General features: G+C 68.2%; 7 protein-coding genes and 1 pseudogene. All 8 read right to left on the reverse strand.

From position 1 onward, the window contains the following. Positions 1 to 113: 113 nt before the first annotated feature. Positions 114 to 4,070 (reverse strand): DNA-directed RNA polymerase subunit beta', encoded by a 3,957-nt coding sequence (locus LB823_RS22930; RefSeq protein WP_224651958.1) that lies wholly within the window; start codon positions 4,068 to 4,070, stop codon positions 114 to 116. 30 nt (positions 4,071 to 4,100) lie between these two features. Further along, positions 4,101 to 7,651, reverse strand: a pseudogene (gene rpoB, locus LB823_RS22935) (DNA-directed RNA polymerase subunit beta). A 435-nt stretch (positions 7,652 to 8,086) separates the two neighbouring features. Then, positions 8,087 to 9,250, reverse strand: a complete 1,164-nt coding sequence (locus LB823_RS22940; RefSeq protein WP_224651962.1) for an ABC transporter ATP-binding protein — start codon at positions 9,248 to 9,250, stop codon at positions 8,087 to 8,089. 188 nt (positions 9,251 to 9,438) lie between these two features. Beyond that, a complete protein-coding gene (gene rplL, locus LB823_RS22945; RefSeq protein ID WP_224651964.1) occupies positions 9,439 to 9,831 on the reverse strand; it encodes a 50S ribosomal protein L7/L12 in 393 nt (130 codons plus the stop codon). 100 nt (positions 9,832 to 9,931) lie between these two features. Then, positions 9,932 to 10,462: a 50S ribosomal protein L10 gene (rplJ, locus tag LB823_RS22950; protein WP_224651966.1), complete on the reverse strand. Its 531-nt coding sequence runs from the start codon at positions 10,460 to 10,462 to the stop codon at positions 9,932 to 9,934. Positions 10,463 to 11,026: 564 nt separating this feature from the next. Further along, a complete protein-coding gene (locus LB823_RS22955) occupies positions 11,027 to 11,503 on the reverse strand; it encodes a TIGR04338 family metallohydrolase (protein WP_224651972.1) in 477 nt (158 codons plus the stop codon). A 5-nt stretch (positions 11,504 to 11,508) separates the two neighbouring features. Then, positions 11,509 to 12,417: a hypothetical protein gene (locus tag LB823_RS22960; protein WP_224651968.1), complete on the reverse strand. Its 909-nt coding sequence runs from the start codon at positions 12,415 to 12,417 to the stop codon at positions 11,509 to 11,511. Then, positions 12,414 to 13,132, reverse strand: a 719-nt coding sequence (locus tag LB823_RS22965) for a hypothetical protein (RefSeq protein ID WP_224651970.1), incomplete at its 5' end; no start/stop codon positions are given. The genes LB823_RS22965 and LB823_RS22960, both read right to left, overlap by 4 nt.

Below are 13,132 nucleotides of genomic sequence, written 5' to 3' on the forward strand. Positions count from 1 at the left end.
GCCCTGAGCAGCGACGCCCCCGCCCGGCCCGGCCACCAGTCACCGTCGGACAAACGAAAACGGCCCCCGACCTGCAAAGCAGATCGGGGGCCGGATTCGGCTAGCTACTCAGATCACCGGTAGCCGTCGGAGAAGCCGTAATCGTCGAGCGGCACCGCGGCGCCTGACGGGGCGCCGAACGCACCCTCCGGGCCGTAGTACTGGTCGTCGAAGGTCGGCACCGAGTACGCGGCCGCGCGGGCCTCCTCGGTGGGCTGCACCTGGATGTTCCGGTACTTGTTGATGCCCGTACCGGCCGGGATGAGCTTACCGATGATGACGTTCTCCTTGAGGCCCACCAGCTTGTCGGAGCGGGTGTTGATCGCGGCGTCGGTGAGCACGCGGGTGGTCTCCTGGAAGGAGGCCGCCGACAGCCACGAATCGGTCGCGAGCGAAGCCTTCGTGATACCCATGAGCACCGGACGGCCGGCCGCGGGCTCGCCGCCCTCGGCGACGACGCGACGGTTCGCGGCCTCGAACTCGGCGCGCTCGGTGAGCGAGCCGGGCAGGAACTCCGTCGAACCCGAATCGATGATCGTCACGCGACGCAGCATCTGCCGCACGATGGTCTCGATGTGCTTGTCGTGGATGGACACACCCTGCGAGCGGTACACCTCCTGGACCTCGTTGACCAGGTGCACCTGCACCTGACGCGGGCCCATGACGCGCAGCACCTCGTGCGGATCGGCAGCGCCCTCGAGGAGCTGCTGGCCCACCTGCACGTGGTCACCGTCGGCCAGCAGACGCTCGGAGCCGTCCTCGTGCTTGAACACGCGGAGGCGCTGGCGCTTGCTGATCTTGTCGTACACGACCTCTTCGCTGCCGTCGTCCGGCGTGATGGTGATCGTGTAGAACCGGTCGTCGTCCTCCAGGCGGATGCGGCCGGAGGTCTCGGCGATCGGGGCCTTGCCCTTGGGGACACGGGCCTCGAACAGCTCGGTGACTCGCGGCAGACCGCCGGTGATGTCGTCACCGACGCCACCCTGGTGGAAGGTACGCATCGTCAGCTGGGTACCGGGCTCACCGATCGACTGCGCGGCGACGATACCGACGGCCTCGCCGATGTCGACGAGCTTGCCGGTCGCCATCGAGCGGCCGTAGCAGGTGGCGCAGACACCGGTGCCGGTGGTGCAGGTGAGCACGGAGCGCACCTTCACCTCCGCGATGCCGGCCTCGAGCAGCGCCTCGATCTGGGGGTCGCCCAGGTCGTGGCCGCGCTCGACGACGACGGTGCCGTCCTTGGCGACCGCGTCCTCGGCGATCGTGCGGGCGTACGCCGAGGTCTCGACGTGCGCGTCGCGGATCAGCGAGCCGTCGGCCTGAACCTCCGCCAGCGGGACGACGATGCCGCGGCTGGTGCCGCAGTCGGTCTCGCGGACGATGACGTCCTGCGAGACGTCGACCAGACGACGGGTCAGGTAGCCCGAGTCGGCGGTACGCAGAGCGGTATCGGCCAGACCCTTACGAGCGCCGTGGGTGTTGATGAAGTACTCCAGCACCGTCAGGCCCTCGCGGAAGGAGGACTTGATGGGACGCGGGATGAACTCACCCTTCGGGTTCGTCACCAGGCCCTTCATGCCCGCCAGGTTCCGCACCTGGGTCATGTTGCCGGTGGCGCCCGACTTCGGGATCATCGTGATCGGGTTGTCTTCGGGGTAGAAGTCATCGATCGCCTTACCGACCTCGTCGGTGGCCTGCTTCCAGATCTCCACCAGCGCGTCGCGACGCTCACCCGAGGTGAGGGCACCGCGGGCGTACTTGCGCTCGATGCCGTCGGCCCGCTCCTCGTAGCGGTCGAGGATGTCCTTCTTGCTCGGGGGAACGAGCACGTCGGACATCGAGACCGTCACGCCCGAACGCGTGGCCCAGTAGAAGCCGGCGTCCTTGAGCTTGTCGACGGTCTGCGCGACCACGATCATCGGGTACCGCTCGGCCAGGTCGTTGATGATCACGGCCTGACGCTTCTTCGGCATCTGCTCGTCGATGAACGGGTAGTTCGCCGGGAGCAGCTCGTTGAACAGCACGCGACCCAGGGTGGTCTCGGCCGTCCAGGCCTGACCGCGGGTCCACGCACCGTCGAACAGCTCCGCCTCGACGTCGGCCGCCGGGCGCTGCTGCGTGAGCCGCACCTTGATCGGCGCCTGGATCGACAGCTCGCCCAGGTCGACGGCCATGATGGCCTCGGCCGGGGACGAGTACACGCCGGTCTCGGGCTGGTCCTTGGCGGCGGCCGTGTAGTGGCCCTTCGCCTCGGGCTTCTCCGTGGTCAGGTGGTACAGACCGGTCACCATGTCCAGACGGGGCATGGCGAGCGGGCGACCCGACGCCGGCGACAGGATGTTGTTCGAGGACAGCATCAGGATGCGGGCCTCGGCCTGCGCCTCCGCGGACAGCGGGAGGTGCACGGCCATCTGGTCACCGTCGAAGTCGGCGTTGAAGGCCTCACAGACGAGCGGGTGCAGCTGGATGGCCTTGCCCTCGACGAGCTGCGGCTCGAAGGCCTGGATACCCAGGCGGTGCAGCGTGGGGGCACGGTTGAGCAGCACGGGGTGCTCGGCGATGACCTCTTCGAGGACGTCCCACACCTGCGGGCGCTGCCGCTCGACCATCCGCTTGGCCGACTTGATGTTCTGCGCGTGGTTGAGATCCACCAGACGCTTCATCACGAAGGGCTTGAACAGCTCGAGCGCCATCAGCTTCGGCAGACCGCACTGGTGCAGCTTGAGCTGCGGGCCCACGACGATGACCGAACGGCCCGAGTAGTCCACGCGCTTGCCGAGCAGGTTCTGGCGGAACCGGCCCTGCTTGCCCTTGAGCAGATCGGACAGCGACTTGAGCGGGCGGTTGCCCGGTCCGGTGACCGGACGGCCGCGGCGGCCGTTGTCGAACAGCGCGTCGACGGACTCCTGCAGCATCCGCTTCTCGTTGTTGACGATGATCTCGGGCGCGCCGAGGTCGATCAGTCGCTTGAGGCGGTTGTTGCGGTTGATCACGCGACGGTAGAGGTCGTTCAGGTCGGACGTGGCGAACCGGCCACCGTCGAGCTGGACCATCGGGCGCAGCTCCGGCGGGATCACCGGCACCGCGTCGAGGACCATGCCCAGCGGCGAGTTGCCCGACATCTGGAACGCCGCGACGACCTTGAGCCGCTTGAGGGCGCGGAGCTTCTTCTGCCCCTTGCCCGAGCGGATGGTCTCGCGCAGCGACTCGGCCTCGGCGTCGATGTCGAAGTTCTCGATGAGCTTCTTGATCGCCTCGGCACCCATGGCGCCCTTGAAGTACTCGCCGTAGCGGTCCTGCAGCTCACGGTAGAGCTTCTCGTCGACGATCATGTCCTTCGGCGCGAGCTTGACGAAGGTCGTCCAGATCTCGTCGAGCTCGTCGATGGCACGGCCGGCGCGATCGCGGATCTGCCGCATCTCGCGCTCGCCGCCGTCCTTCACCTTGCGGCGCTGGTCGGCCTTGGCGCCCTCGGCCTCGAGGACGGCCAGGTCGTCCTCCAGCTTCTTGGCGCGGTTCTCGAGATCCACGTCGCGCTGATCCGCGAGCACCTTCTTCTCGGAGGTGATCTCGGCCTCGAGCGTGGACTGCTCGTTGTGGCGCTGCTCCTCGTCGACCTCGGTGATCACGTAGGCCGCGAAGTAGATGATCTTCTCGAGATCCTTCGGCGCCAGGTCCAGCAGGTAGCCCAAGCGCGACGGGACGCCCTTGAAGTACCAGATGTGGGTGACGGGCGCGGCGAGCTCGATGTGGCCCATCCGCTCACGACGCACCTTGGCGCGAGTGACCTCGACGCCGCAGCGCTCGCAGATGATGCCCTTGAAGCGGACGCGCTTGTACTTGCCGCAGTAGCACTCCCAGTCGCGAGTCGGGCCGAAGATCTTCTCGCAGAAGAGTCCGTCCTTCTCGGGCTTGAGCGTGCGGTAGTTGATGGTCTCGGGCTTCTTGACCTCGCCGTAGCTCCAGTTACGGATGTCATCGGCGGTCGCCAGACCGATCTTCAGTTCGTCGAAGAAGTTAACGTCGAGCACTTCTCTCCTAATTCGTCCGGTTGGCGGGGGCTAGTTCGCGAGGTCTTCGGCGGAGGCGTTCTCGTTGCGCGAGAGGTTGATGCCGAGGTTGGCAGCAGCGCGCTCGAGGTCCTCGTCGTCGCCGTCGGCCATCTCGATGGCGGCACCGTCGGACGACAGGACCTCCACGTTCAGGCAGAGCGACTGGAGCTCCTTGAGGAGCACCTTGAACGACTCGGGGATGCCGGGCTCGGGGATGTTCTCGCCCTTGACGATCGCCTCGTACACCTTCACGCGGCCGACCACGTCGTCCGACTTGATGGTGAGCAGCTCCTGCAGGGTGTAGGCGGCGCCGTACGCCTGCATCGCCCAGCACTCCATCTCGCCGAAGCGCTGTCCACCGAACTGCGCCTTACCACCCAGCGGCTGCTGCGTGATCATCGAGTACGGGCCGGTGGAGCGGGCGTGGATCTTCTCGTCCACCAGGTGGTGCAGCTTCAGGATGTACATGTAGCCGATGGCCACCGGGTACGGGAAGGGCTCGCCCGAGCGACCGTCGAACAGCGTCGCCTTGCCGTCGGCGCCGACCATGACGTCGCCGTCGCGGTTGGCCAGGGTCGAGCCCAGCAGGCCCGCCAGCTCCTCATCGCGGGCACCGTCGAACACCGGCGTCGCGGTGTTGGTGTCCTTGGGCTGGCTGTACATCTCCTCGGGGAGCGCGGACGCCCAGTCGGGGATGTTCCCGTTCTCGTCGCGCACGTCCCAGCCGGTCTTGGCGACCCACCCGAGGTGCGTCTCCAGGATCTGGCCGATGTTCATACGACGGGGCACGCCGTGCGTGTTCAGGATGATGTCGACCGGGGTGCCGTCGGGCAGGAAGGGCATGTCCTCGGCGGGGAGGATCTTGCCGATGACGCCCTTGTTGCCGTGGCGGCCGGCCAGCTTGTCGCCGTCCTGGACCTTGCGCTTCTGGGCCACGTACACGCGGACCAGCTCGTTCACGCCGGGGGCCAGCTCGTCGTCGTCGTCGCGCGAGAACACGCGGACGCCGATGACCTTGCCGGTCTCGCCGTGGGGCACCTTGAGCGACGTGTCGCGGACCTCGCGCGCCTTCTCGCCGAAGATCGCGCGGAGCAGCCGCTCCTCCGGGGTCAGCTCGGTCTCGCCCTTCGGGGTGACCTTGCCGACCAGGATGTCGCCGTCGCGGACCTCGGCGCCGATGCGGATGATGCCGCGCTCGTCGAGATCGGCCAGCACCTCATCGGAGACGTTCGGGATGTCCCGGGTGATCTCCTCGGCGCCCAGCTTCGTGTCGCGGGCATCGATCTCGTGCTCCTCGATGTGGATGGACGTGAGCACGTCCTCCTCCACCAGGCGCTGCGAGAGGATGATCGCGTCCTCGTAGTTGTGGCCCTCCCACGGCATGATCGCGACGAGCAGGTTCTTGCCGAGCGCCATCTCACCGTTGTCGGTGCAGGGGCCGTCGGCCAGGACCTGGCCGGCCTCGACGTGCTGGCCGGCGTTGACGATCGGACGCTGGTTGGCGCAGGTGCCCTGGTTCGACCGCGCGAACTTGCGCAGCTTGTAGGTCTTGCGCGTGCCCTCGTCGGCCATGACGGTGATGAAGTCGGCGGAGACCTCCTCCACGACGCCCGGCTTCTCGGTGATGACGACGTCGCCGGCGTCGACCGCGGCGCGCAGCTCCATACCGGTGCCGACCAGCGGCGACTCGGAACGGACCAGCGGCACGGCCTGACGCTGCATGTTCGCACCCATGAGGGCACGGTTGGCGTCGTCGTGCTCGAGGAACGGGATCATCGCGGTCGCGACCGAGACCATCTGGCGCGGCGAGATGTCCATGTACTCCACGGCGGAGACGGGGACGAACTCGACCTCGGAGCCGCGCTTACGCACGAGCACCTTGTCGTCGGTCAGGCGACCGTCGGCGTCGGTGGTCGCGTTCGCCTGCGCGATGTAGTAGCGATCCTCCTCGTCGGCCGTCATGTAGACGATCTCGTCGGTGGTCTTGCCCTCCGTGACCTTGCGGTACGGGGTCTCGATGAAGCCGAACGGGTTGACCCGCGCGTACACCGACAGCGAACCGATCAGGCCGATGTTCGGGCCCTCAGGGGTCTCGATCGGGCACATGCGGCCGTAGTGCGACGGGTGGACGTCGCGGACCTCGAGGCCGGCGCGCTCACGCGACAGACCACCGGGGCCGAGCGCCGACAGGCGGCGCTTGTGGGTCAGGCCCGACAGCGGGTTGTTCTGATCCATGAACTGCGAGAGCTGCGAGGTGCCGAAGAACTCCTTGATCGCCGCCGAGACCGGGCGGATGTTGATCAGGGTCTGCGGGGTGATCGCCTCGACGTCCTGCGTGGTCATGCGCTCGCGGACGACGCGCTCCATGCGGGACAGGCCCACGCGGAGCTGGTTCTGGATCAGCTCGCCGACGGTGCGCAGGCGGCGGTTGCCGAAGTGGTCGATGTCGTCGACCTCGACGGGGACCTCGACGCCGTCCGGCACGGTCATGTAGGTGAGCTGCTCCGACGGTGCCTCGTGCAGGCGCACGAGGTACTCGATCGTCGCGACGATGTCCTCCTCGGTGAGCACCAGCGGCTGCGTGCCGTCGGAGTTCGCCGGGAGACCGAGCTTCTTGTTGAGCTTGTACCGGCCGACGCGGGCCAGGTCGTAGCGCTTCTCCTTGAAGAACAGGTTCTCCAGCAGGGTCTGCGCCGACTCCTTCGTGGGCGGCTCGCCCGGGCGCAGCTTGCGGTAGATGTCGAGCAGCGCCTCATCGGTGCCGGCCGTGTTGTCCTTCTCGAGGGTGGACCGCATGATCTCCGAGAAGCCGAAGCGCTCGAGGATCTGCTCCGTGGTCCAGCCGAGCGCCTTGAGCAGCACGGTGACGGGCTGGCGGCGCTTGCGGTCGATGCGGACACCGACGGTGTCGCGCTTGTCGACGTCGAACTCGAGCCACGCACCGCGGGCCGGGATGACCTTGACGCTGTGCAGCGGCTTCTCGGTCGACTTGTCGATGTTCTCGTCGAAGTACACGCCCGGGCTACGGACGAGCTGCGAGACGACGACGCGCTCGGTGCCGTTGATGATGAACGTGCCCTTGTCCGTCATCATGGGGAAATCGCCCATGAAGACGGTCTGCGACTTGATCTCGCCGGTGTTGTTGTTGATGAACTCGGCGGTGACGAACAGCGGCGCCGCGTACGTCATGTCCTTGTCCTTGCACTCCTCGATCGAGGCCTTGACCTCGTCGAAGCGCGGATCGGAGAAGGAGAGAGACATCGAGCCCGAGAAGTCCTCGATCGGCGACAGCTCAGCGAGGATGTCCTCCAGACCGCCGGTGGGCTGTGCCTCGCCGCGCGCAGCGGCCTTCTCCCGCCAAGCGGGCGTACCGACGAGCCAGTCGAACGAGTCGATCTGCAGGTCGAGCAGGCCCGGTACGGGAAGCGGCTCGGAGATCTTCGCGAACGACACGCGCTTGGGCGCTCCGGGCACCACGGCGTCGTTCTGATCGTTCTGAGTCTGGCTGGAGACGGAGACTGCCAAGATGCGTCCTCTGCTGTGACTAGTAACGTTGCCAAAATTGTGCTGACGGCAACCCGCAGAGTACGGCCCCAATCGAGGGCGAATATTCAGATGGGCAGGAGGCAGCCAGCGCAACGTCCAACATTAACAGAGGAATGACCACCCCGCAAGGGGCAGTCCAGACTAAGCCCCGAGGGGCTTGGGCGCAAGCATGACGCGCGCCGTTCTTCGAACACCGGCATCGTCGGTCGGCTGCGCCGTCGGCCCCGGCCGCGGGCTGGCTGCCGTGCGGGCCGGAGGCACCCGAGAGATGCTCTCACGTGGACACGAGCACATCGCGTCCTGCCGATAACTGTGACCCGAATCCGCGCGGACGTCAAGCGAAACCGCCGATTTCCTTCGAATATCGGGGCCGACCCCACCCCGGAGACGCCGACACCGGCCCGGGAAGCGTTCCCGGGCCGGTGTCGGCGGTTGCTACGACGGTGCGGTCAGCGCCCGTCCTCGACCTTCGGCAGGTGGTCGGTGGGGTTCTCGTCCGCCTGCGTCACCGGGTAGGCCGACGTCGGCGCCTCGTCGCCGGCGTACTCCTTCTGGATGGAGACGGGGGCCGTCTCGGGCGCCTGCTCGTACTGCTGGGCGGCGGCCACGGGGACCGTCGCGGCGTAATCGGCCGGGTCGTCGCCGAGGTCCTTGCGGATGGCGATCTGCGCCTTCTCCGGCAGGGTCGGCAGGATCTGGCGGACGCGGGCCCGGCGGCGGGCGTCGCCCTTGCGGGGCGGCATGCCCGGGGTGGGCTGCATCTGCGGGGCGATCTCGTCCGGAACGTCGACGCCACCGTCGGAGTGGCCGCCGGCGACGCGGGCCATCTCGGCCTCCATCTGCGCCGAGTCCTTCTCCTCCGACATGCCGATCGGGCCGATCATCGAGCCGGAGAGGAACTGCTTGACCACCGGCTCCTCGGAGGTGAGCAGCACCTCGCGGGGGCCGAACATCACCAGGTGCTTGAGGAAGAGCATGCCCATGTTGTCCGGCACGGTGCGGGCGATGTTGATGTTGTGCGAGACGATCAGCGTCGTGCAGTCGATCTGCGCGTTGATGTCGATCAGCAGCTGGCTGGTGTAGGTGGTACGCACCGGGTCGAGGCCGGAGTCCGGCTCGTCGACGAGCATGATCTTCGGGTCCATCACCAGCGCGCGGGCCAGGCCGGCGCGCTTACGCATACCACCCGAGATCTCGCCCGGGAGCTTGTCCTCGGCGCCGATCAGACCGACCATCTCGAGCTTCTCCATCGTGATCTGACGGATCTCGCTCTCCTTCTTCTTCGTGTGCTCACGAAGCGGGAAGGCCGTGTTGTCGTACAGGTTCATCGAGCCGAACAGCGCGCCGTCCTGGAACAGCACGCCGAACATCTTGCGGATCTCGTACAGCTCCGACGACGTACAGGTGAGGATGTCCGTGCCGTCGATGATGATCTCGCCCTCCTCGGGGCGCAGCAGACCGATCAGGGACTTCAGGAACACCGACTTACCGGTACCCGACGGGCCGAGCAGAACCGAGACCTCGCCCGCGGGCAGGGTCAACGAAACGTCGGACCAGATGTTCTGGGACCCGAACGACTTCGTCAGGTTCTTGGTAGTTACTTCGACACCCACTGTCGAGACCTTTCGTCGCTTCCAGGTGTGGCTCGCGCCACAGACCGCTGGGAGCACAGTACCCCAGTACCCGCTGGTGGCGGTACCGGACCTGTTCTATTCGGACGGGGCGGCACCGTCGGAAAACGAGAACCGCCCCGTCGCACTGGGCGACGGGGCGGTTACAGCACTGACGTGCGGTTCGGTTATTACTTGACCGAAACCGACGCGCCGGCCTCCTCGAGCTTGGCCTTGGCAGCCTCGGCGGCGTCCTTGTCGACCTTCTCCAGGATCGCCTTGGGGGCGCCCTCGACGAGGTCCTTGGCCTCCTTCAGGCCGAGGCCCGAAACCAGCTCGCGGACGACCTTGATGACCTGGATCTTCTTGTCGCCGGCGCCATCGAGGATGACGTCGAACTCGTCCTGCTCGGCAGCGGCGTCGGCGCCGCCGGCGGCGGGGGCCGCACCGGCAGCCGCGACGGCGACCGGAGCAGCGGCGGTGACCTCGAAGGTCTCCTCGAAAGCCTTCACGAACTCGGAGAGCTCGAGCAGGGTGAGCTCCTTGAACTGGTCGAGCAGCTCGTCGGTGGTGAGCTTCGCCATGGTGGCGTCCTTCCGTTAAGTCTTGCTCGCTGATCCGCGAGGCAAGGGTGGTGGTTCTCGGGTGCGGAGCACCCGAAGGGGGTTCGCTGGATCAGCGGTATTACGCGGCAGCCTCTTCGGCGGCCTTCTTCTCCTGCAGCGCGGCGGCCAGGCGGGCCACCTGCGAAGCGGGAGCGTTGAACAGGCCTGCGGCCTTCGCCAAGTTGCCCTTCATGGCACCGGCGAGCTTGGCCAGGAGCACCTCGCGCGACTCGAGATCGGCGATGCGCTCGACCTCGGCCACGGACAGCGCCTTGCCGTCCATGTAGCCGCCCTTGATGACCAGGGCCTTGTTGTCCTTGGCGAACTTCTTGATCGCCTTGGCGGCCTCGACCGGCTCACCCTCGATGAAGGCGATAGCGGTCGGACCCACGAACAGCTCGTCCAGTCCCTCGACGCCGGCGTCCTTGGCGGCGAGCTTGACCAGGGTGTTCTTGGCGACGGAGTAGGTAGCACCTTCTCCGAGCGAACGACGCAGCTCGGTGATGGAACCGACCGACAGCCCGCGGTACTCGGTGACCACGGTGGCCGTGGACTTGGAGAACTGCTCAGCGATCTCAGCGACTGCTGCGACCTTCTCGGCGTTTGCCATACTTCGCCTCCTCTCTACGTGTCATCCGTCTTTGGAGGCCTTGCCCTGAAACGACGAGAACCCCGGCGCAGGGCGCACGGGGTTCATGATGAATCCTCGTCCTCCTGCGTGGGTCGCCGGCTCGGGGCCGGACCTTCGATCAGGCTTGCGCCTGACGACCGACGGTCTTCGGTGGAACGGTCCGGTTGTCACCGGATTCCAAGGGACCAGAGTACCGACGGTGCGCGGGTTCGCCAAATCGTGGTTCGACGGTGCGCTGCGCCCGGGCCGGGTCGGTCGTCCCCCGCGCGGCGCCGAATCCCCTGCAGCCGGGACTCGGCCGCGGCGTATCGCACCCCGCCGTGTCGAATCCCCCGCTCAACGTTCCATCCCTCACCAGACACCCAATCCCCACCCCAGGATTCGGTCCCCCACCGGGCGCCGTGCGTGTGGCGGGGGCTCGGTCGTCCCCCGCGCCGCGTTCGCGCCCCCACCAGACGCCAACTCTCCCCCACTGGACGCCGTGCGTTTCGTGAGGGGGCGGTCGTCCCCCGCGCGGCGCCGAATCCCCCATGAGGCGCCGTCTCAGCCGACGGCGACGCCGGATTCGGTGTAGACGATGCGCAGCGCCAGGCCGGCCTCCGGGCCCAAGACCTGGGCGGCGAGGTCGACCAAGGCGGCGGTGAACGACGGGCCGTGGGCGGCGCCGTCGGCGCCCGAGGACGCGACGACGTGGTGCGCGAGCTCATGCAGGACGACCAGCTCGCGGAGGGCCCAGGCACCGTCGCGCCCGGCGGGGACGGCGACGACCGGGCCGGCGGGACCGCTCTCGTAGTGCGCGCCGGCGGCGCCCGCGCGGGCCCGCACCCGGACCGCGCCGGGGCCGAGGACGCGGTCGGCGTAGGCCTGCACCGAGTCGACGGAGGCGAAGCGGGCCTCGGGCGGCAGCGTCAGCGGCACTCCCAGCACGTCGACGGTGCGCCCCGCCCCCGCGTGCTCGAACAGGCCGCGGACCAGCTCCTCCGCGCGATAGACCGCGGCCCGCTGCGCGTCCCTAGCCAGCGGGGCTACACATCCTTGGCGACCTTGAGCTGCTCGATGATCGCCTTGCCCGTCGCGGCCATGTCGTCGCGGCCGATCGGGATGACGAGCATGGCGTAGGTCTGCGGCGCGGAGGCGATCACGATGACCGTGACGTCGTCGCCCGCGACGGTGAGCTTGTCGCCCGTGACCAGGATCTTGCCGGTGACCTTCGCGGCGGGCACGCCGTCGACGGTGATCGACTCCGCCGCCGACTGCTCGACCCGCTTGGAGGTCACGCTGTTGTAGCCGGCGCCGTCCGCGATGCACTGGATCATCCGCGAGGCGGCGTCCTTCGGATCCAGCTTCGAGTTGAAGTTGGTCTGGCCGACCTCCGCACCGGCCTGCCAGGGCTGGCCGTCGCCCATCGACTTCTGCAGGCCCGCGGCGGCGATGCTCTGCGCGTACACGGTGTAGCTCTCCTGCTCCCAGCCCGGCGCGGCGGCGACGGGGAAGGACAACGGGCCCGAGGCGACGCGGTCGGTGATCGGCGAGGCCAGCCCGGTGCCGGGCACGCCGCAGTCGCCGCCCGTGCTGGGTGTGACGGAGGTGGGGCCCGCGCTCGGCGCGGCGGTCCGGTCGCCCTCGTCGGAGCCCGAGTTCACGACCAACAGGACCGCGGCGATCGCCACCGCGATCACCAGCACCACCGCGATGCCGATCGCGGCGTACAGGCCGGTGCGGTTCGGCTTCTGCGGCGGCTGCCCCTGCCCGGGGTACTGCTGGCCGGGGTACTGGTAGCCCTGCTGCGGGTATCCCTGCTGCTGGTAGGGCTGCTGCTGCCCGTACGGATTCGTCTGCTGCCCGTATCCGTACTGGTAGCCGCCCTGCGCGTACGGGTCGGGCTGCGCGTACGGATCGGGCTGCTGTCCGTTCGGATCCTGCGGGTTGCTCATACGTCCCTCGCCACCTTGAGCTGCTCGAAGACCTGCTGGGCCACCGCCGCGAGGGCGGTGTCCCCGATCGGGGTGTCCGACTCGAAGTATGCCTGGGGCGCCGAGTCGATGACCACAACAGTAACCACGTCGCCCGGGATCGCGAGGCCCTCGCGACTGACGAGGATGCGGCCGACGACCCGCGCGGCGGGCACCCCGTCGACGGTGATCGCCTCCGGCCCGGTCAGGCCCTCGAGCCGCGGCCGGTAGGAGTCGTACCGGCTACTCGCGACGATGCACGGAATGATCCGGCGCGCGGCCTCCGCGACCGGCACCTTGGGTGCGAAGGTGGTGAGCCCCACCTCGACGTGCGCATCCCACTTGTGCCCGGTCACCGTGGTGCGCAGCCCCGCGGCCTGTGCGCCGGGCGCGAAGAGTTGGTAGACCTGCCGAGTCCACCCCGGCGCCGCCGCCACCGGGAACGACACCGGGCCCGAGACCACGCGGTCGGTGATCGGCGTGGTCGAGCTGGAACCCGGGAGCCCGCAGGCGCTCGCCTTCCCCGAGGCAGCCGGCGTGGAGCCCGCCGTCGTCGACGAGCCGCCGGCGCCCCGCACCATCAGCACCGCCGCGAGCGCGACGAGCAGCACGACGGCGACCACCACGCCCCCGATCGCCCACCACAGCCCCGCGTTCCCGCGCGACGGTGGCGGCGACGCCGGCGGTGGTGGCGGGG

Origin of the sequence: Tsukamurella sp. M9C, assembly GCF_020169415.1 — a bacterium.
Classification (GTDB): Bacteria; Actinomycetota; Actinomycetes; order Mycobacteriales; family Mycobacteriaceae; genus Tsukamurella.